The following is a 19,999-nucleotide window of genomic DNA, read 5'->3' on the forward strand; positions in this document are numbered from 1 at the left end:
ATCACCGGATCACGGGACCTTGCGGACCAGGCGCCAGGCGAGGTCGGCGTACAGGTCGCCGATCTCCTCCGGCGCGCGGCGCCCGGACGTGCGGTACCAGCGGGCGACGTCGACGGCGAGCGAGAGCACCGCGACCGTGGTGCCCTCGACGTCGGGGACGTCGAACACGCCCTGCCGCCGCCCGTCCTCCAGGATCTCCCGGACGATGGCGGCGATCTCCCGGCGCAGCGCCGCGACCTCGGCGCGGTGCCCCTCGTCCAGCGAGCCCAGCTCGTACTCGATCACCCGGCCGGTGGTGTGGTAGCGGGCGCCGCGCACGGCCAGCGACTCGATCACCGCGCGCAGCCGCGCCTGCGGCGTGTTGTCGGCGGCCATCGCGGCCTTGCGCACGTGCTCCAGGCTCTCCCGGGTGCCGGCCAGGCTGATCCGGTAGAGCAGTTCCTCCTTGGAGGCGAAGTGCACGTACAGGCCGCCGGGGCTGAGGCCGGCGCGCTCGGCGATGTCGCGGGTCGTCGTCGCGTGGTAGCCCTTGGCCGCGAACGCCATCACCCCCGCCACCAGGAGGCGGCGCGCGGTGGCGGGCTCGATCTCGCGCCAGCCGTCTTCGAGGGCGCGCATCTCGAGCTCTTCCTCCGGCGAGAGGCGGAGCACGGTGTTTCGGCGTGGCATGACGACCATTCTAAGTGAGCGCTTAGTAAGGCGCGAATTCTCCCCGGGACCCCTGACCCATTGTGGACGGTGACGGCTTGGTCACAGCGCATTGCCGTTTGCTGTGCAGTGCATTGAAATGTGTGCCGCCCATCCGTAATCCTCGCGGCGCTCCCCGTAGTCCCTGCCGGCGCCGCGGCCCCAGATCACAGTGAGCCCGCAGGGAGCACATATGAAGGTTATGAGAGTCGGCGTCACCTCGGCGGCGTTGCTCGCCATCGGCGCCTTCCCGGCGAACGCGGCCCCCGCGGACGGATACGTGCGGCTCGCGCACCTGTCCCCGGACACCCCGGCCGTCGACGTCTATCTCTACTCCGGGAAGGCGTCCCTGGACCAGAAGCATCAGAAACTGGTCCTGAAGCATGTGGGCTACGGGGCCCTCTCCCCGTACCAACGTCTCGGCGGCGGCACCTACACCGTCGCGATGCGCCCGGCGAACGCCGCGGCCACCAGCAAACCGGTTCTGTCGGCGGTCGTGCGCGTGCAGGGCGGCGCGGCCTACACCGTCGCCGGGATGGGCCCCTACAAGGGCATCAAGCTCCAGGTGGTCGACGACTCGGTCACGCTCCCGGCGGGTCGTGCCGCCGTACGGGTGATCGCGGCGTCGCTGAAGGAACCGACCGTGGACGTCGGGCTCGGCAAGCGCCAGATCGCGACCGACCAGGCGTTCGGCACGGTGTCCTCCTACCGTGTCGTGCCCGCCGAGTCGGCCAGCGTCAAGGTCGCGGGCAAGTCCGGGAAGAAGACCTCCGCCAAGGTCGCGCTGCCCGCCGGGACGGTGCACACCGTCGTCGTGCTGGACGGCTCGTCCGGGCTGAAGGTGCTGACGCTCAGCGACTCGGCTCAGGGCGGCCGGACGCCGAGCGGCGGGGTGAACGCCGGGTACGGCGGCCTCGCCGGACGCCTCCCCGGGCAGGCTCCGGCCGGTGCGCCTCGGGTCGGCTCGCCCGCCACCTCGGCGGACTCGGGCAACGACCAGGCCGTCTGGATCGCGGTCGGTCTCGGCCTGGGGCTCGTGCTTCTCACGGGGGCGGGCGGCGTGGTCGTGGTCCGGTCGCGCCGCCGTGCCTGATCCCGACGAAGTCGGCTCGGGAGGCGTGGGGGGCCGTCCCCCCTCGGGAAGGGCTGACCAACGTCGTGCCTGGGTGACCGTCATGTTCGTGCCAGTGTGCTTGGCCGGCGTCGCCGGGTGCGGGGGAGACGGGACCGGTCCGGTCACGTCCGGCCCCGTGCCCGGCTGGTCGGCGGCGCCCGGGCAGGTCGCCCAGGCGTCGCGGCAGCCGGTCTACGCGCGGCGCGGCGATCCGGTGAGGGTCGAGATCCCTTCGATCGGAGTCAGCAGCACGCTGGAACGGCTCCGGATGGGCCAGGGCGGAGTGCTGACGCCGCCGCGCCTTCCGGGCCGGGCGGGGTGGTTCGCCGACGGCGTGCGGCCGGGGCAACCCGGCCCGGCGGTCATCGTCGGGCACGTCGACTCCCGGACCGGCCCCGCCGTCTTCACCCGGCTGGGCGAGCTGCGGCCGGGCGCGGTGGTGACGGTGCGGGACTCCCATGGGGCGCGCGTCGCGTTCAAGGTCGAGTCGGTGCGCGCCTACCCGAAGGTGCGCTTCCCCACGAAGGAGGTCTACGGCGCCACACCCGACCCGCAGCTCCGTCTGATCACCTGCGGGGGCGGCTTCGACAGGGCAACGCGGCACTACACCACTAATGTCGTCGTTTATGCCGGTCTGGTTCATTGAGCCGGTCCACCCGATGAGTGATTCTTGATGCGCACGCACTCGGTGGGAGGCGGGGAGCCATGAGCGAGGCCCCTGGTCAGCTGGTCGCCGGGCAGTACCAGCTCATCGAAGAGATCGGCCGCGGCGGCTTCGGCGTGGTCTGGCGTGCCCGGCACGAGCGGCTCGGCCGCGACGTGGCGGCCAAGAAGCTGTTCCTACCTGCGGAGTCGGCCGCGCTGGCCGCCGACCAGTGGCGCGAACGCAGCCACCGGACGTTCCGCGAGGCGCGCTCGGCCGCGCGGATCGACCACCCCGCCGCGGTCAAGATCTACGACGTCGTCGAGCACCGCGGCGACCCGTGGATCATCATGGAGCTGATCGAGGGCCGTTCGCTGAACGCCGTCGTGCGGAGCGAGGGACCGCTGCCGCCCAGCCGCGTGGCCGAGATCGGCCTGGAGATCGTCGGCGCGCTGACGGCCGCGCACGCCGCGGGCGTGGTGCACCGGGACGTCAACCCGGCCAACGTCCTCATCAGCGACCGGCGGGCCGTGCTCACCGACTTCGGCATCGCGGTCATCCAGGGCGACCCGTCGCTCACCCACACCGGCGTCATCATGGGCGCGCCCGCCTACACCGCGCCCGAACGCGCGCGAGGCGAGGACGCGGTCCCCGCGTCGGACCTGTGGTCGCTCGGCGCAACGCTCTTCTACGCCGTGGAGGGCCGCCGTCCCTTCCCGGGCGCCAACCCGAACGCCGTGCTCTACTCCATCCTGACCGAGGATCCGCCGCCCGCCGAGCGGGCCGGGCCGCTCACCCCGGTCATCCAGGGCCTCCTGCACAGAGAGGTCGCCGGCAGGCTCACCGCCGCCCAGACGGCCGGGATGCTCAAGCTGCTCCTCAAGGACGACGCGGGCTGGCTGGACCCCGCACCGGTCACGACCGTGACGCCCACCTCGACCGAGGACGACAAGGAGACCGATCCGCTGGCCGCGGACCGCCGCAACTCCTCGTCCACCAAGTGGCGGCTCGCCAGCGCCGTCCGCGAGCTGCCACGCCGCCGGGCGCTCATCGCGGCGGCGGCGCCGGTCGCCGCGCTCGCCCTCGTCGGCGTGCTGCTGCGCAACGGAGACCCGCCCCCGAAGAACAACAGCGCCGTGGTGACGCCCTCGGCCCCACCCGCCGCAGTCCGCCTCATCACCTCGTTCCCCGGCGAACGTGCCTTCACGCTGGCCTTCAGCCACGACGGGCGCACGCTCGCGGTCGGCGGAGACGACAGGGTCGTGCACCTGTGGGACGTGGCGCGGCGCAAGAGCGCGGGCGCGCTGCGCGGCCACAAGTACACGATCTTCAGCCTGGCGTTCAGCCCCGACGACCGCACGATCGCCTCCGGCAGCTACGACGGCCGGGTCATCCTCTGGAACGCCGCCGACCACAAGAGCAAGGGCGAGTTCGAGACCGACGGCAACGGCGTCGGCAGCATGGCGTTCAGCCCCGACGGCACGCTGCTGGCGTGCGCGGGCAGCGACGCGGTCCGGCTCTGGAACACCGCCGCCAAGACCTGGAAGACGACCCTGCGCGCACCCTCGGAGAGCACGTTCACGACCGCCTACAGCAGGCAGGGACGGCTGGCCGTCGGCGGCAGCGCGACCATCCGGCTGTGGGACACCAAGGCGACGCCCGCCACGTCGGTCACGCTGACCAAGGTGTCGTCGGTGGTGTCGAGCCTGGCGTTCAGCACCGACGGCAGGACGCTCGCCGCGGGCGGCTACGACGGCCGGGTGCGGCTCTGGAACACCGCCACGCGCGCGTCCGAGGGCACCCTGACCGGCCACGACAAGAGCATCAGCGCCGTCGCGTTCGACCCGCGCGGGCGCGTGCTGGCCTCGGCGGGCGGCTCGTCGGTGCTGCTGTGGAACGCCGCCACCGGCAAGCGCCTCCCGGCGAGCATCAAGGCGGGTGACTCGGTGGTCAACGCGATCGCCTTCAGCCCGGACGGCCGCGTCCTGGCGACCGGCGGCGACGACGGAACGGTCAGGCTGTGGTCGATCCCCGCCCCGTGAGCGGCTCCAGGCCGGATGCGGCCACGCCGGAGGGACCGCACCGGGCCCCGGCCGGAGCCGGGGCCCGGCGCCGGATCAGGCGTCGGTGGGGGTGACCGGGAGGTAGACGCGGTTGCCGGAGGCCTGGAACTCGGCGGCCTTCTCCCGCATTCCGGCGGTGAGGGCCTGGTCGTCGTTCAGGTGGTTGGCTTCCGCGTACCGGCGCACATCCTGCGTGATCTTCATGGAGCAGAAGTGCGGACCGCACATCGAACAGAAATGCGCGGTCTTGGCGGGCGCGGCCGGGAGCGTCTCGTCATGGAAAGAACGCGCTGTGTCAGGGTCGAGGGAGAGATTGAACTGGTCCTCCCAGCGGAACTCGAACCGCGCGTCGGACAGGGCGTCGTCCCAGGCCTGGGCGCCGGGGTGGCCCTTGGCGAGATCGGCCGCGTGCGCGGCGATCTTGTAGGCGATGACGCCGGCCTTCACGTCGTCCTTGTCCGGCAGGCCGAGATGCTCCTTCGGCGTGACGTAGCAGAGCATCGCGGTGCCGAACCAGCCGATCATCGCAGCGCCGATGGCCGAGGTGATGTGGTCGTAGCCGGGCGCGATGTCGGTGGTCAGCGGGCCGAGGGTGTAGAACGGCGCCTCGTCGCACCACTCCTGCTGGAGCTCGACGTTCTCCTTGATCTTGTGCATCGGGATGTGGCCCGGGCCCTCGTTCATCACCTGGTTGTCGTACTCCGCCGCGATCTTGGTGAGCTCGCCCTGCGTGCGCAGCTCGGCGAACTGGGCCTCGTCGTTGGCGTCGGCGATCGAACCGGGGCGCAGGCCGTCGCCGAGCGACCAGGTGATGTCGTAGGCGGCGAAGATCTCGCACAGCTCGCGGAAGCGGGTGTAGAGGAAGTTCTCCTGGTGGTGCGCCAGGCACCAGGCCGCCATGATCGAGCCGCCCCGGGAGACGATGCCGGTCTTGCGGCGGGCGGTGAGCGGCACGTACGGCAGCAGCACGCCCGCGTGGATCGTCATGTAGTCGACGCCCTGCTCGGCCTGCTCGATCACGGTGTCGCGGAAGATCTCGAACGTGAGCTCGGCCGGGTCGCCGCCGACCTTCTCGACCGCCTGGTAGAGCGGGACCGTGCCGACCGGGACGGGGGAGTTGCGCAGGATCCACTCGCGCGTGGTGTGGATGTCGCGGCCCGTCGACAGGTCCATGATGGTGTCGGCGCCCCACCGGGTCGCCCAGGTCATCTTCTCCACCTCGTCCTCGATCGAGGAGGCCACGGCCGAGTTGCCGATGTTGGCGTTGACCTTCACCAGGAAGTTCTTACCGATGATCATCGGCTCGATCTCCGGGTGGTTGACGTTGGCGGGCAGCACGGCCCGGCCGGCCGCGAGCTCGGCCCGCACGAACTCCGGCTCCACGCCCTCGCGCAGCGCCACGTACTCCATCTCGGGGGTGATCTCCCCGCGCCGCGCGTAGGCGCGCTGGGTCACCGCGCGGCCGGTCGCCCTCAGCGGCAGCCGGGCCGGGAACGAGGCCCGATCGCGCAACGGGTCGGTGGACTTCCTTCCGTCGTCCTCGGGGCGGGTGGCTCGACCCTCGTACCCCGCGGTGTCGCCGCGTTCGGCGATCCACCCGGCGCGCAGCGCGGGCAGGCCGCGGCGCACGTCCGGCTCGTACGTGGGATCGGTGTACGGCCCGCTCGTGTCGTACAGCACCACGGCGCCGCCATCGGTCAGCGGCACCTCGCGCATCGGCACCCGGAGGTCGGCACGCGAGCCGTGGAGGTAGGTCTTGCGGGCATGTGAAACGGCAGTGTCGTTCATGACGACTCGATCTCTCCCTACGCCGGCATTACCCGGTCAGGTTCCAGCGGTCAGCGGCCGTCTCAGCCGCTATCTCAGCCCGGTTCGCCGGGCCCCCGCGATCTGTCCCATCGACCGTAACGCCCTTCACCCCCGTTGCCGCAACTCGGGCTCCTGATGTATGGAACGCCCTCACCTGCGGGTATGAGCACCGGACCCCCCAAAACGCCGGAGACCGAGGCGGGGGGACATGACGAAGAACGACCGGCTCTTCGCCGGTGCGTGCCTCGGCGTCTGCACGTACTGGGTCTCCGGTGGAGCCCTTCTGGCGGCGGCCCCGGGGACGATAGAGGACCTCGGGCTGAGGGAATGGGCGGGGAACATCGCGGTGAGCGTACTGCCGCTGGCGTTCGGGATCGCCTACCTGCTCCGCGACCGGATCGCCGGACGGCTCGGACGGCCGACGATGACCCGGGTCGGCCTCGTGCTCACGGTCGTCGGGGCGCTGCTGTGCGCGGGCGCGACGGGCGCGCTGCTGATGACGGTCGGGCGGATCGTCTTGGGCGCCGCGGGCGCCATGGTCGTGTCCGGAACGGCCGCGCTCACCCGGACGACGCGCCTGGTCGCATGGGTCGGCGGGAGCCTTTCGATCGTCGCCGGGGGAGCGGTGTCGTCGCTGCTCGGCTGGCGATGGGTCTTCTGGCTGACGATTCCGGCAGCCCTCGCCGCGCTGGTCCTGATGAACGAGGCGAACGACGTACCGCAGAAGCGTGGGCCGCAGCCGATCCTGGACCGTTCGCTCTTCGCACGGCATGCGTTCAGCGGTGCTGTTATGTCCGTCTTCCTGCTGGCCTTCACCGCCGTGGGAAGTCTCTATGTCGTGATCCTGTATTTGCAGCAGGGCCGGGGCATGCCCGCGTTCGGCGCCGCCCTGCTGACGCTCCCCATGGCCGCCGGGCTGCTGGCGCATCTCCGCGTGAACGGGCTGACCGACAGGTGGGACGGGGCGCGGTTGCCGATGGTGGCGTGCTGCGCACTCGCCATCGCGGGAGTGCTCGCCGTGTCGTTCACCGGACTCGGCAAGGTCGCCTACTGCTTCGCCGTGGCGATCGGCCTCGGCGCCGTCGGCCTGGGAGCCGGAACGCTGGCCGCCCTGTCCCGCGACGCGGCGATCGACGCCGTCCCCGGCGGCCGGGCGGCCGACGCCTCGGCGTACCACCTGGTGGCGGGCTCGCTCGGCGCCGCGTTCGGCCTGGCCGTCGCGTCCTCCGTCTTCGCCGCCATCGTCACCTCGTCCACCTGGACCGACACGATCGCCGCCGCCTCGTACGGCGTCCTGGCCGCTGGTGTCGCGGCGGTCCTCGCCCTGCTCGCGGTGCTGGCACTGGTTCCGGCACCCGGCTTCGAAACCGAGAAGGAGACCCGTCGATGACCGACGACCTGACCGCCCGCCTGGAGCACATCCGGCCGGGGCTGACCGAGCTCTACAAGGACCTGCACGCCAACCCCGAGCTGTCCTTCCAGGAGCATCGGACCGCCGGGGAGATCGCGCGGCGCCTGAAGGCGCTCGGCCTCGACGTGGCGACCGGCGTCGGCCGGACCGGGGTGGTCGGGACGCTGCGCAACGGCGACGGCCCGACCGTTCTCCTGCGCGCGGACTTCGACGGGCTGCCGGTCGCCGAGGGCACCGGCCTCCCGTACGCCAGCACCGTCAAGGGCACCGACCCCGACGGCCGCGAGGTCCCGGTCATGCACGCCTGCGGCCACGACATGCACGTGACCTGCCTGCTCGGTGCCCTCGACCTGCTGAACGCCGCGCGCGCCGAGTGGAGCGGGACCGTGCTGGCGGTATTCCAGCCCGCCGAGGAGATCGGCGCCGGCGCCAGGGCGATGGTCGAGGACGGGATCTTCGACCGGTTCGGCAAGCCCGACGTCGTGCTCGGCCAGCACGTGATGCCGCTGCCCGCCGGGATGCTCGGCGTCCACGCGGGCCCCGCGTTCGCCGCCACCGACGCGATCGACGTCAGGCTGTTCGGCAAGGGCGGACACGGCTCCATGCCGGAGGCGGCGATCGACCCGGTGGTGATGGCCGCCTCGACCGTCATGCGGCTCCAGACGGTGGTGTCCCGGGAGATCGCGGGCGGCGACACCGCCGTGGTCACGGTCGGCTCGATGCGCGCGGGGACCAAGGACAACATCATCCCGGACGACGCGGAGCTGAAGCTCAACATCCGCACGTTCACCGAGCCGGTCCGCAAGAAGGTGCTGAACGCGGTCGAACGCATCATCAAGGCCGAGGCGGTCGCGTCCGGGGCTCTTCGCGAGCCCGAGATCACCCCGATCGGCACCTTCCCGCTCCTGTTCAACGACCCGGACGCGACCGCGCGCACCGCCCAGGCCCTGCGCGCGCGGTTCGGGAACGAGACGGTCGTCGACCCCGGCGCCGTGCCCGGCAGCGAGGACGTGGGCATCTTCGCGACCGCCGCGGGGGTGCCGATCTGCTACTGGCTGTTCGGCGGCACCGACCCGGAGAAGTTCGCGGCGGCGGCGAAGGCGGGCACGGTCGAACGCGAGATCCCGTTCAACCACTCGCCGCAGTTCGCGCCGGTCATCGAGCCGACCCTCACCACGGGCGTCACCGCGATGTACACCGCCGCCCGCGCCTGGCTCGGCGGCTGACCGGCCGACCGATCGCGCTCCCGGCCCGGACCGCCCCGGGAGCGCGGTCGCGGGAGGGTGCGGCAGGATGGATCCGTGTTGGTGATGGGGTCGCGGATCAACGGCACCGCGCTGGACGGGATGCTCGCGGCGGTGATCGCCGCCGGGGCGCTCGCGGCGGCGGTGGCCTGGCCCGGCGTGCGCCCGCTGGACACGGGCGGCGCGCTGCTGCTGGCCGCGGCGTGCCTGGTACTGACCTGGCGACGGCGCTGGCCTGGCCCGATCATGGTCGCGATGGTCGCGCTCGTGCTGCCGTACCACCTGCTGCAGTACCAGCACCACGCGGCCGTCCCGGCCGAGGTCCTGGGCCTGTTCACCTTCGCCGCGATGGGCCGCCGGGTCCGGGTGGTCCTGCTCGGGGCCGTGGGCGTGCTCGCCGTCTGCGCGATCGTCTTCGGGATGCGCGCGAACGGCCGCAGCGGTTTCGAGACCATCGGGACGCTGGAGGGCGTCGCGGCCGTCATCGTCGCCGTGCAGACCTGGCGGATCTACCGCGCCCGCATGGCCGCCGCCAACGAACGGGCCGAGCGCGCCGAACGCACCCGCGACCAGGAGGCCCGGCGCCGGGTCGCCGAGGAACGGCTCCGCATCGCCCGCGACCTGCACGACCTGCTCGCGCACAGCATCACCGTGATCGGCGTCCAGGCCGGGGCCGCCGCGCATCTGGTGGCGGGGGAACGGCCGCTGGACCGCACCGAGCTCGCCGAGGCGCTCGGCTCGATCGCCGCCACCTGCCGCGAGGCGCGAACGGAGCTGCGCGGCACGCTCCAGGTGCTCAGGGGCACCGACGTCGGCCAGCCGCCCGAGGAACTGCCGGGCGTGGCGGGAATCCCCGACCTGCTGCGGGCGGCCCGGATGACCGGGCTCACCGTGTCCCTGACCGAGGAGGGCGACGGGCCGGTCGATCCCGAGGTGGGCGTGGCGGCGTACCGGATCGTCCAGGAGGCGCTGACCAACGTCGTCAAGCACGCCGAGGCGACCGCCGTCCAGGTGCGGCTGGAGCGGGCCGAGGACGCGCTGACGGTGTCGGTCGTCGACGACGGTCAAGGACCCGTCGGCCACGACCCCCACGACCGCCAGGGCTTCGGGATCCTCGGCATGATCGAACGGGCCCGCAGCATCGGCGGCACGCTCGACGCGGGCCCGGGAGCGGGCTCAGGCGCGGGCGAGGTCGGCTTCGCTGTGACTGCCGTGCTTCCGTCGCTCAGCCGAACCGGTACGACTCGACCTCTTTGAGATGGGCGTCGCGTTCGGCCGGGGACAGGAACGACGCGCGGAACGAGTTGGCCGCCAGCCGCCGCAGCTGCTCGTCGGTCAGGCCCGTCTCGGCGCGCAGCCCCTGGAAGTTGTCCTCGGCGTAGCCGCCGAAGTAGGACGGGTCGTCGGAGTTGACCGTCACCAGCAGCCCCGCCTCCAGCATGCGCGGTAGCGGGTGGTCGGCGAGCCGGTCCACGCAGCGCAGCCGCACGTTCGAGAGTGGGCAGACGGTCAGCGGGATCTGATCCCGGACGAGCCGCTCCACCAGGCGCTCGTCCTCCAAGGACCGGATGCCATGGTCGATCCGCTCGACCTTGAGGACGTCCAGGGCCTCCCAGACGTACTCCGGCGGCCCCTCCTCGCCCGCGTGCGCGACCAGCCGGAGCCCCGCCTCCCGGGCGCGGTCGTAGACCTCGCGGAACTTCGACGGCGGGTGGCCGACCTCCGCCGAGTCCAGTCCGACCGCCGTGATCAGGCTCCCGAACCAGGGCCGGGCGGCCTCCAGCGTCTCCATCGCCGACTCGGCGGACTGGTCGCGCAGGAAGCACATGATCAGCCGCGTGCTGATCCCGTGGCGCTCGGGCGCGGCCTCCAGGGCGCGGCCGAGTCCGGCCAGAACGGTCTCCAGCGGCACGCCTCGGGCGGTGTGCGCCTGCGGGTCAAAGAAGATCTCCGCGTGCCGGACGCCCTGAGCGGCGGCCCGCTCCAGGTAGGCGTCGGCGAGATCGGCGAAGTCCTCGGCCGTCCGCAGCACCGACATCAGCTCGTAGTAGAGGTTCAGGAAGGACTGCAGATCCTCGAAGGCATAGGCCTTCCGGAGCTCCTCGGCCGAGGCGTGCGGCAGCGTGACCGCGTTCCGCTCGGCGAGGGCGAACGCGAGCTCTGGCTCGAGCGTTCCCTCAATGTGCAGATGCAGTTCCGCTTTGGGAAGCGGAGCGGTCATCGTGGCCCTCCGGAGGCGAGATACAACAGTGCGGCCATGGTAGAACCGGAACCGATGTGCCCCTGCGCGGCCAGCTCGGCCGCCGACGACAGCGGCACCCACTCGATCCGCTCGGCCTCCACGTCGGTCGGCTCGCCGATCAGCTCGGCGCCGTCGGCCCGGAAGATGTGATGAACGCCATCGTGGACGCCGGGGGAGGCGCGGACGTCCAGCAGGTGGGTGAGCGGTCCGGCACGCCAGCCGGTCTCCTCGACGAGCTCGCGCGCGGCGGCCTCGGCGGGCTCCTCGCCCTCCTCGACCCGGCCGCCCGGAATCTCCCAGCCCCACCGGTCGGTGATGAACCGGTGGCGCCAGATCAGCAGGACACGGGCCTGATCGTCGACCGCCGCGATTCCGGCGGCGGGCCGGAGCCTGAGCAGATGATGATCTATGCGGCGGCCGTCGGGAAGCTCGACGTCGGCCAGCCTTACCCTCATCCAGGGGCTCTCGTAAAGGGATCTCTCGCCGTGCACCGTCCATCGCATGCCAGGACGCTATCGGGGGGCTTTCAAAGCCTTACCGATAGGGTCAGGATCATTGGGGACGGAAGGATGGCGAGCTTTGAGCGCTGAGGTTGACAGGGCGCCGGAGGCCGGGCAAGAGGCGTTGCCGGACCGGATCTGGACGGTGCCCAACATCCTGAGCTTCGCGCGGCTGCTCGGAGTGCCCCTCTTCCTCTGGCTCGTCCTGATCAAGGCGGACTGGTGGGCCCTCGGCCTCCTGGTCTTCGCGGGGCTGTCGGACTGGCTCGACGGCAAGCTCGCCCGCGCCCTCAACCAGACCAGCAGGCTCGGCGCGGTGCTGGACCCCGCCGCCGACCGGCTCTACATCCTGGCCACGCTGATCGGGCTGACGGTGCGCGACATCATCCCGGTCTGGCTGGTGGTCCTGCTCGTCGCGCGGGAGGTCGCGATCACCCCGATCGTGCCGATCATGCGGCGGCTCGGGTACGGCGGGACGCTTCCGGTCCACTTCGTGGGCAAGGCGGGCACGATGTGCCTGCTCTACGCGTTCCCGCTGCTGCTTCTGGGCGACCACGACGGGGGCGTGGCGACCACGGCGAAGGTCATCGGTTGGTCCTTCGCCATCTGGGGCACGGCGCTCTACTGGTGGGCGGCCATTCTTTACTGGGAGCAGACGCGGCAACTGGTGCTGGCCGACCGCGGCTCCCCGCCCGCCGCCGGTCCCGGCGCACAGGCCGGCGATCAGAGAGGGAGCTGAGACCCCCCGATGAAGGCCGTCGTGATGGCGGGCGGAGAGGGCACGCGACTGCGGCCCATGACCGCCAATCAGCCCAAGCCCCTGCTTCCCGTCATCAACCGGCCGATCATGGAGCATGTGCTGCGGCTGCTCAAGCGGCACGGCTTCGACGAGACGGTCGTCACCGTCCAGTTCCTGGCGGCCCTGATCCGTAACTACTTCGGCGACGGCGAGGAGCTCGGCATGTCGCTGAGCTACGCCACCGAGGAGATGCCGCTCGGCACGGCGGGCAGCGTCAAGAACGCCGAGGAGGCGCTCCGCGACGACCGCTTCCTGGTGATCTCCGGGGACGCGCTCACCGACATCGACCTGACCGAGATGGTCCGCTTCCACGAGAGCAACGACGCCCTGGTCACGATCGGGCTGAAGCGCGTACCGAACCCGCTGGAGTTCGGGATCATCATCGTGGACGAGGAATACCGCATCCAGCGCTTCCTGGAGAAGCCCACCTGGGGCCAGGTGTTCTCCGACACCGTCAACACCGGCATCTACGTGATGGAGCCCGAGGTCCTGGACTACGTCGAGGCGGGCGAGTCCGTCGACTGGTCCGGGGACGTGTTCCCCAAGCTGCTGGCCGAGGGCGCCCGGCTGTTCGGCTACGTCGCCGACTGCTACTGGGAGGACGTCGGCACCCACGAGAGCTACCTGAAGGCCCAGGCCGACATGCTGTCCGGCAAGGTCGACATCGACCTGGACGGCTTCGAGGTCATGCCGGGCGTTTGGATCGCCGAGGGCGCCGAGGTCGACCCCGAGGCGGTGCTGAAGGGCCCGCTCTACATCGGCGACTACGCCAAGGTCGAGGCGGGCGTCGAGCTGCGCGAGTTCACGGTGCTCGGCAGCAACGTGGTGGTGAAGGAGGGCGCGTTCCTGCACCGCGCCGTGGTGCACGACAACGTCTTCGTCGCCCCCTCCACCAACCTGCGCGGCTGCGTCATCGGCAAGAACACCGACATCATGTCCGGCGCCCGGGTCGAGGAGGGCGCGATCGTCGGCGACGAGTGCGTCATCGAGTCCGAGGCCTACGTCTCCAGCGGGGTGAAGGTCTACCCGTTCAAGACGATCGAGGCCGGGGCCGTCGTCAACACCAGCGTGATCTGGGAATCGCGCGGGCAGCGCAACCTGTTCGGGCCGCGCGGCGTGTCCGGCCTGATCAACGTGGAGATCACCCCTGAGCTGGCGGTCCGGCTGGCCAGCGCGTACGCGACTACGCTGCGCAAGGGCACTACGGTCATCACCGGCCGCGACGCATCCCGTGCCGCCCGTACCCTCAAGCGCGCGGTGATCAGCGCGCTCACCTCCAGCGCGATCAACGTGGAGGACCTGGAGGCCTGCCCGCTGCCGGTGGCGCGGTTCGAGACCGGCCGCGAGGATTGTGCCGGCGGCATCTACATCCGCACCACGCTCGGCGACCCGCAGGGCGTCGACATCCTCTTCCTGGACGCCGACGGCGCCGACCTGTCGCTGAACGCCCAGCGCAAGCTGGAGCGCGTCTTCGGCCGCCAGGAGTACCGCCGGGCCTTCCCCGGCGAGATCGCCGAGCTCAACTACCCGGCCCGCGTGGTCGAGACCTACACCCGCGATCTGCTGCGGCGCGTCGACATGAGCGGCGTCCGCGAGGCCGAGCTCAAGATCGTGCTGGACGTGGCCGGCGGCACCGCCTCGCTGGTGCTGCCCGCCCTGCTCGGCAAGGTCGGCGTCGAGGTCCTCACCCGCAACAACGGGCTGGACGAGGTCAACCCGACCGAGACCCTCGCCGAGCGGATGCGCGACCTGCAGCGCCTGGGCGAGCTGGTCTCCTCCTCGCGCGCGGCGTTCGGCGTCCGGTTCGACCCGGTCGGCGAGCGGATCTCGCTGGTCGACGAGAACGGCGAGCTGATCAGCGACGACCGGGCGCTGCTGGTGATGCTCGACCTGGTCGCCGCCGAACGGCGCGCCGGGCGGGTCGCGCTGCCGGTCACGACGACCCGGGTCGCAGAGAAGGTCTGCCGCTACCACGGCGTGCAGGTCGAGTGGACCTCCACCTCGCAGGACGTGCTCACCCGCGCGGTCGCCGACCCCGACATCGTCTTCGCCGGCGACGGCCGCGGCGGGTTCCTGATGCCCGAGTTCAGCACGACGGTCGACGGGATCGCCGCGTTCATCAAGCTGGTCGGCCTGATCGCCCGCACTCGGCTCACCCTCTCCCAGATCGACGCCCGCATTCCCGAGGCGCACCTGCTGCGCCGGTCGGTGCCGACGCCGTGGGCCGCCAAGGGCAGCGTGATGCGGACCGTCGTCGAGGCGGGCGGCGACCGGCAGATCGACACCACCGACGGCGTCCGCGTCGTCGAGGACGACGGCCGCTGGGTCCTGGTCCTCCCCGACCCCTCCGAGGCCGTCACCCATCTGTGGGCCGAGGGCCCCGACGAGGACGCCGCCCAGGCCCTCCTGGAGGAATGGGCCGCAGTAGTGGAACGCGCAGGCTCCTGACAACCACGCCGATCTTGCTCTCAGCGCCCTCTCGCACCCCCGGAAAGGGCGCTCAGAGCAAGATCGGCGTGTTCAGTCGATGGGGGTGTCGTCGGGGGTGCCCTTGGCGATCTGCGCGAGCGTGCCAAGGGCTTGGTCCAGGACGTCCGGCGGGGGAGAGGCCAGGCCGAAGCGGACGGCGCTGGGCGCGCCCGCGTTCCCGACCACGAAGGCCGCCGCCGGGGTCACCGCGATGCCCCGGCGCGCGGCCGCGGCGACGAACGTCTCCGCACGCCAGCGCGGCGGGAGGTCCCACCAGCAGAAGTAGGAGCGGGGTGCCGTCCGCAGCCGGAACCCGTCGAGCCGGTCGCGCAGAATCCGCTGCCGGGCGACGACGTCGGCGCGCTTGGCGCCGGTGATCGTGGCGACCGTTCCACCGGTCATCCAGCCGGTCGCGGCCTCCATGGCGTACCCGGTCGGCATCCAGGCGCCCGAACGCAGCGCCGCCGTCATCGGGGCCGCCAGCGCGGGAGGCGTCACGGCGAACCCGAGGGTGAGGCCCGGGGCGAGACGCTTGGAAAGACTGTCGACCAGGATCGTACGTTCCGGCGCGAAGGCCGCGAGCGGTGCGGGGCCGTCGTCGAGCAGGAACGCCCAGATGGCGTCCTCGATCGCGTGGACGTCCGCGCGCCGGAGCACCTTCGCCAGCTCGGCCCGCCGCTCCTCCGGCATCGTCGTGCTGAACGGGTTCTGCAGCGTGGGCTGGAGGTAGACGGCCCGTACACCCGCCCGCGCGAGGGCGTCGGGGCGCAGGCCGTGCTCGTCGGTCGCGAGCGGCACCAGCGTGATGCCGAGCCGGTTCGCCAGGCCCTTGACCACCGGGTAGGTGAGCGCCTCGACGCCGAGCCGCTCCCCGGCGGGCACCAGCGCCGACATCGCCGCCGCGATCGCCTGCCTCCCGTTGCCCGCGAACAGCAGCCCGGACGGGTCGGGCGACCAGCCGGGCCGGGCCAGCAGCGCGGCGGTCGCCTCGCGGGCGGCGGGCGTCCCGGTCACGCCGACCGGCCGCAGCGCCGCGTCGAGGGCGCCGGGGCCCGCGAGCCGTTCGAGGGAACGGGTGAGCAGGGCGGACTGGCCGGGCACGACGGGGTAGTTGAGCTCCAGATCGACCCGGGCGCCCGCGGGCTCGGCCAGGGCGGGCTCGTCGCGGATCCCGGCCGCGCGCACGAACGTGCCCCGGCCGACCTCGCCGACCACCAGGCCGCGCCGTGCCAGCTCCTTGTAGACCCGGCCCGCCGTGGAGCCGGCGATGCCGCGCTCGCGGGCGAACGCGCGCTGGGTGGCGAGCCGTTCGCCCGGCCGGAGCCGTCCGGCGGCGATGTCGGCGGCCACCGCGTCGGCCACCAGCCGATAGTCCTCCATCAACCCTGGCCCTCCATTGCACCGAGGGCAATGAGCCTATTGCACCGAGACAATCCGGGGCAATAGGCTCGGGGCAATCGTTCGGTAAGGGGTGTTAATGATCACGTTCGCCGCCCTCGGTGGAATCGCGGCCGTCGCGCTCGGCATGGTGCTGAGCCCGGGGCCGAACATGATCTATCTCGTGTCGCGGTCGATCACACAGGGCCGGCGGGCGGGGCTGATCTCGCTCGGCGGCGTCGCGGCCGGGTTCCTGATCTATGTGACCGCCGCGACCGCGGGGCTGACCGCCGTCTTCACGATCGTGCCCGCCGTCTACACGGTGATCAAACTGGCCGGTGCCGCCTACCTGCTGTGGCTGGCCTGGCAGGCGGTGCGGCCCGGGGGAGCCTCCCCGTTCGCGCCCAGGGAACTGCCGGTCGACCCGCCGCGAAGGCTCTTCACGATGGGCCTGATGACCAACCTGCTCAACCCCAAGATCGCCATCGTGTACGTGTCGATCCTGCCCCAGTTCATCGACACCGGCCGTGGCCACGTCGCGCTCCAGAGCCTGCTGCTCGGGCTCACCCAGACCGCCGTCGCCCTCACGGTCAACTGCCTGTGGGTGCTGGGCGCCGGGTCGGTCGCCGCGTTCCTGGCGCGCCGCCCGCTGTGGCAGCGGGTCCAGCGGTACGCGATGGGCACCGTCCTCGGCGGCCTCGCCCTGCACATCGGACTGGACCGCTCGCGTGCCGTCGTGGCGTCACCCTGATTTGGCGACGCTTGCCATGATTGGCCGGTGAGCGATCGACGGTGGGACGGCGGCGCGGCCGATGACGGCGTGCCGGACGAGGGCGCGCGCGACGACGTGCGGGGATGGCGGCGGCCCGACGCCTCCATGTCGCTGCTCTCTGACCTGTTCGCCGGAAAGCTCCTCGACCCCGGCTACGCCGAGGCCGCCGCGCGCCGCAAGGCCGCCGGGGAGCCGCCCCGGCACGGCGGGTTCCGGCGTGTCGGCGTCCTGGCCGTCCTCGTGCTGGTCGGGCTGCTGGCGGCCGTCGCGGTGCACGAGGTCCGGCGCAGCGAGCCGCTCGCGCAGAAGCAGCGCAGCAGGCTGATCGGCGAGATCCGCCAGCGCACCGCCGACTCCGACGAACTGCAGCGGCGCCTCGACCGGCTGCGCGACGAGACCGAGAAGCAGCGCACCGCCGCGCTGGCCCGCAGCGACGACGGGCGCCGCGTCAAGGCCGACCTCACCCGGCAGACCGCCGCCGCGGCCGCAGCCCCGGTGTCGGGCGACGCCGTCGTGGTCACCCTCGACGACGCGGGCGACGGCGGCGACGGGCGCGGCGGGCCCGACGACGGCCGGGTCTATGATCAGGACCTTCAGGTGCTGGTGAACGGCCTGTGGGCGGCCGGCGCCACCGCCATCGGGATCAACGGCCAGCGGCTGACCCCGACGACGGCGATCCGTACCGCGGGCGAGGCCGTCCTGGTCGACTACCGGCCGCTGAGCGGCCCGTACGAGGTCACCGCGATCGGTGACCGGGACCGGATCCATGACGCCTTCCGCGGCTCGGCGGCCGACAAGCGGTTGCGCCTGCTGCACGAACGCTTCCGGATCCGCTACGACGTCCGCGGGAAGGACGACGCGCGGCTGCCCGCCGCGGGAACGCTGCAACTGCGCTACGCGCGCCCGGAGGGCGAGGGGGCTCGCCGTCCATGAGCGGGCACGGAACGGGGGAGACGATGAGCGAGCGATGGGAGTGCCGGGCGTGATCGCACTGATCGGCCTGGTCGCGGGGGTGGCGCTGGGCCTGTTCTTCGAGCCCACCGTGCCGTTGTGGCTCCAGCCCTACCTGCCGATCGCGATCGTGGCGGCGCTGGACGCGATGTTCGGCGGCGTCCGGGCGCGGCTGGAGGGGATCTTCGACGAGAAGGTCTTCGTCGTCTCGTTCGTCAGCAACACCATCGTCGCCGCGCTCATCGTCTTCCTCGGCGACAAGCTCGGCGTCGGCTCCCAGCTGTCGACCGGCGTGGTCGTGGTCCTGGGCATCCGGATCTTCTCCAACGCCGCGGCCATCCGGCGGAAGCTCTTCGGCGCATGAGCGAGGACCAGGCCGGCGACCGGCCGGACGTGGACAGGGACGCGCCCGCACGCCCTCCGGGGCTGCTGGAGCTGCTGCGGCCGCGCACGAACCTCGGGCAGCTCATCGGCGGGCTGCTCTGCCTCGTCCTCGGCTTCGCCATGGTCGCCCAGGTGCAGTCGACGCGGCGCGACACCACGTTCGCCACCGCCCGCCAGGACGAGCTCGTCGGCATCCTCTCCGACCTCTCGCAACGTTCCGAACGGCTGCGCGGCGACCTGCGCGACCTGGAGAACACCAAGGCCGGGCTGGAACGTGACGGGCAGGGCGAGACCGCGCTGGAGGAGGCGCGGCGGCGAGCCACCACCTACGGGCTGCTGGCGGGCACGCTGCCCGCCGAGGGCCCCGGCATCGAGCTGCTGATCGCCGACCCGCGCCGGTCCGTCCACGCCGTCAACCTGCTGGACGCCCTCCAGGAGCTGCGCGACGCCGGCGCCGAGGTCATCCAGGTCAACGACGTGCGGGCCGGGGTCGACACCTACTTCCTGGACACGCCCGGCGGCATCACCGCCGACGGGCGCCGGCTGCAACCGCCGTACACGTTCCTGGCCATCGGAGACGCCCACACCCTGACTACGGCACTGGGCATTCCGGGCGGTGTGGTCAAGACGCTCCAGAACGCCGGGGCCGCGCCCACGATCACCCAGCGCGCGCAGATCACCGTTCGCGCGATACGGTCTCGGTGAGGGGTCTGACATGGTGGTCGGACGGTGTCCGCGCGGCGGCGTAGACCTGCGATCATCATCGAAGGTAGCTTGGGGGAGTCTTGCTCCCCGCTACGGTTGACCCCTCGGGCACTACCCGCGTAAGTTGCGGCAACCGTCGCGATGGTGGGCGGGGGAAGTGGACCGTGGTCGGGGGCGGGTCCCCGGCGTGGGTTGGTACAGGATGCGCGTGACGCGGGGGTGCTCGTGAGGAACGAGGTGCCCGCTGCACGCCGATGGTAGGAGGCCGAGCCGATCGATGCCGAGCGTCTACTGCACGCAGTGCGGTCACGCCAACCCGGATGATGCCCGCTTCTGCTCGAACTGCGGCTCACCGCTGACGCGGACGGCCGCCCCCTCGCCTCCTCCACAGCCGTACAAGGAGTCCCCTGGCGAGTCGACCTCGACGATCTCCATCGGAGGTTTCGAGGCCCTCGAGGCCGCCGACCAGGGCGCCGAGCCCCAGGTCGGCCCGGAGCAGGTCGCGGTCGAGGCGCTGCCGCCCGGCACGGCCCTGCTGGTGGTCCAGCGCGGCCCGAACGCCGGGAGCCGGTTCCTGCTCGACAAGGACCGCACCTCGGCGGGGCGCCACCCCGAGAGCGACATCTTCCTGGACGACGTGACGGTGTCCCGCAGGCACGCCGAGTTCGCCCGGCAGGGCGGCACGTTCTCCGTCCGCGACGTGGGCAGCCTGAACGGCACCTACGTGAACCGGCAGCGGATCGACCAGGCCGGCCTCTCCGGCGGTGACGAGGTCCAGATCGGCAAGTTCCGCCTGGTGTTCCTGACCAACCCACAGCACGGCTGACCA

The 19,999-nt window shown here is 72.0% G+C and carries 18 protein-coding genes and 1 riboswitch; of the genes, 13 read left to right on the forward strand and 5 right to left on the reverse strand.

The window, feature by feature from the left end:
- Positions 1 to 9 precede the first annotated feature (9 nt).
- The gene (locus tag J4573_RS43580; RefSeq protein ID WP_208262133.1) at positions 10 to 669 is read right to left on the reverse strand and encodes a TetR/AcrR family transcriptional regulator; all 660 of its coding nucleotides are present in this window, start codon (positions 667 to 669) and stop codon (positions 10 to 12) included.
- Between the two features lie 211 nt (positions 670 to 880).
- Between J4573_RS43580 and J4573_RS43585 the strand changes: the two genes are divergently transcribed.
- The 3 genes from J4573_RS43585 to J4573_RS43595 all read left to right on the forward strand — a co-directional run bounded on the left by J4573_RS43585 (position 881) and on the right by J4573_RS43595 (position 4,486).
- Positions 881 to 1,780, forward strand: a complete 900-nt coding sequence (locus J4573_RS43585; RefSeq protein ID WP_208262135.1) for a DUF4397 domain-containing protein — start codon at positions 881 to 883, stop codon at positions 1,778 to 1,780.
- Between the two features lie 82 nt (positions 1,781 to 1,862).
- Complete coding sequence (locus J4573_RS43590; protein ID WP_208262137.1) at positions 1,863 to 2,447, forward strand: class F sortase; 585 nt, start codon at positions 1,863 to 1,865, stop codon at positions 2,445 to 2,447.
- A 59-nt stretch (positions 2,448 to 2,506) separates the two neighbouring features.
- Positions 2,507 to 4,486, forward strand: coding sequence for a WD40 repeat domain-containing serine/threonine protein kinase (locus J4573_RS43595; protein WP_208262139.1), 1,980 nt, complete (start codon positions 2,507 to 2,509; stop codon positions 4,484 to 4,486).
- Positions 4,487 to 4,561: 75 nt separating this feature from the next.
- On the opposite strand, the gene thiC is transcribed toward J4573_RS43595, so the two are convergent.
- A complete protein-coding gene (gene thiC, locus J4573_RS43600; protein WP_208262140.1) occupies positions 4,562 to 6,295 on the reverse strand; it encodes a phosphomethylpyrimidine synthase ThiC in 1,734 nt (577 codons plus the stop codon).
- Positions 6,291 to 6,404: riboswitch (TPP riboswitch) on the reverse strand. It overlaps the preceding gene by 5 nt.
- A 120-nt stretch (positions 6,405 to 6,524) precedes the next feature.
- On the opposite strand from thiC, the gene J4573_RS43605 reads away from it, so the two are divergent.
- From J4573_RS43605 to J4573_RS43615, 3 genes are all read left to right on the forward strand, one after another.
- Positions 6,525 to 7,706, forward strand: a complete 1,182-nt coding sequence (locus J4573_RS43605; RefSeq protein WP_208262141.1) for an MFS transporter — start codon at positions 6,525 to 6,527, stop codon at positions 7,704 to 7,706.
- The gene (locus J4573_RS43610) at positions 7,703 to 8,953 is read left to right on the forward strand and encodes a M20 family metallopeptidase (RefSeq protein ID WP_208262142.1); all 1,251 of its coding nucleotides are present in this window, start codon (positions 7,703 to 7,705) and stop codon (positions 8,951 to 8,953) included. The genes J4573_RS43605 and J4573_RS43610 overlap by 4 nt, the downstream gene beginning before the upstream one ends.
- A gap of 84 nt (positions 8,954 to 9,037) precedes the next feature.
- Positions 9,038 to 10,228 carry a sensor histidine kinase gene (locus J4573_RS43615; protein WP_243774570.1) on the forward strand — a complete coding sequence of 397 codons (1,191 nt, stop codon included), beginning with the start codon at positions 9,038 to 9,040 and terminating at the stop codon, positions 10,226 to 10,228.
- Here J4573_RS43615 and J4573_RS43620 read toward each other — a convergent pair.
- Both J4573_RS43620 and J4573_RS43625 read right to left on the reverse strand, forming a co-directional pair.
- Positions 10,197 to 11,192, reverse strand: coding sequence for an adenosine deaminase (locus tag J4573_RS43620; protein ID WP_208262144.1), 996 nt, complete (start codon positions 11,190 to 11,192; stop codon positions 10,197 to 10,199). The genes J4573_RS43615 and J4573_RS43620 overlap by 32 nt on opposite strands.
- On the reverse strand, positions 11,189 to 11,716 hold the full coding sequence (locus J4573_RS43625) for an NUDIX domain-containing protein (protein ID WP_208262145.1): 528 nt from the start codon (positions 11,714 to 11,716) through the stop codon (positions 11,189 to 11,191). The genes J4573_RS43620 and J4573_RS43625 overlap by 4 nt, the downstream gene beginning before the upstream one ends.
- 76 nt (positions 11,717 to 11,792) lie before the next feature.
- Between J4573_RS43625 and clsA the strand changes: the two genes are divergently transcribed.
- Positions 11,793 to 12,452: a cardiolipin synthase ClsA gene (gene clsA / locus J4573_RS43630; RefSeq protein WP_243774552.1), complete on the forward strand. Its 660-nt coding sequence runs from the start codon at positions 11,793 to 11,795 to the stop codon at positions 12,450 to 12,452.
- A gap of 9 nt (positions 12,453 to 12,461) precedes the next feature.
- The gene (locus tag J4573_RS43635) at positions 12,462 to 14,960 is read left to right on the forward strand and encodes a mannose-1-phosphate guanyltransferase (protein ID WP_208262147.1); all 2,499 of its coding nucleotides are present in this window, start codon (positions 12,462 to 12,464) and stop codon (positions 14,958 to 14,960) included.
- Positions 14,961 to 15,032: 72 nt separating this feature from the next.
- Here J4573_RS43635 and J4573_RS43640 read toward each other — a convergent pair whose 3' ends face one another.
- Positions 15,033 to 16,361 carry an aminotransferase-like domain-containing protein gene (locus J4573_RS43640; protein ID WP_208262148.1) on the reverse strand — a complete coding sequence of 443 codons (1,329 nt, stop codon included), beginning with the start codon at positions 16,359 to 16,361 and terminating at the stop codon, positions 15,033 to 15,035.
- Between the two features lie 97 nt (positions 16,362 to 16,458).
- Here J4573_RS43640 and J4573_RS43645 point away from each other — a divergent pair, with 97 nt between their 5' ends.
- From J4573_RS43645 to J4573_RS43665, 5 genes are all read left to right on the forward strand, one after another.
- The gene (locus tag J4573_RS43645; RefSeq protein WP_208262150.1) at positions 16,459 to 17,109 is read left to right on the forward strand and encodes a LysE family translocator; all 651 of its coding nucleotides are present in this window, start codon (positions 16,459 to 16,461) and stop codon (positions 17,107 to 17,109) included.
- A 27-nt stretch (positions 17,110 to 17,136) separates the two neighbouring features.
- Positions 17,137 to 18,063 (forward strand): DUF881 domain-containing protein, encoded by a 927-nt coding sequence (locus J4573_RS43650; RefSeq protein ID WP_208262152.1) that lies wholly within the window; start codon positions 17,137 to 17,139, stop codon positions 18,061 to 18,063.
- Between the two features lie 49 nt (positions 18,064 to 18,112).
- Positions 18,113 to 18,445, forward strand: a complete 333-nt coding sequence (locus tag J4573_RS43655; RefSeq protein WP_208262154.1) for a small basic family protein — start codon at positions 18,113 to 18,115, stop codon at positions 18,443 to 18,445.
- Positions 18,442 to 19,170, forward strand: coding sequence for a DUF881 domain-containing protein (locus J4573_RS43660; protein WP_208262155.1), 729 nt, complete (start codon positions 18,442 to 18,444; stop codon positions 19,168 to 19,170). Before J4573_RS43655 ends, J4573_RS43660 begins: the two co-directional genes overlap by 4 nt.
- Positions 19,171 to 19,447: 277 nt before the next feature.
- Positions 19,448 to 19,996 carry an FHA domain-containing protein gene (locus J4573_RS43665; RefSeq protein ID WP_208262157.1) on the forward strand — a complete coding sequence of 183 codons (549 nt, stop codon included), beginning with the start codon at positions 19,448 to 19,450 and terminating at the stop codon, positions 19,994 to 19,996.
- Positions 19,997 to 19,999 lie beyond the last annotated feature (3 nt).

The organism is Actinomadura barringtoniae, from assembly GCF_017573505.1.
Lineage (GTDB): Bacteria > Actinomycetota > Actinomycetes > Streptosporangiales > Streptosporangiaceae > Spirillospora > Spirillospora barringtoniae.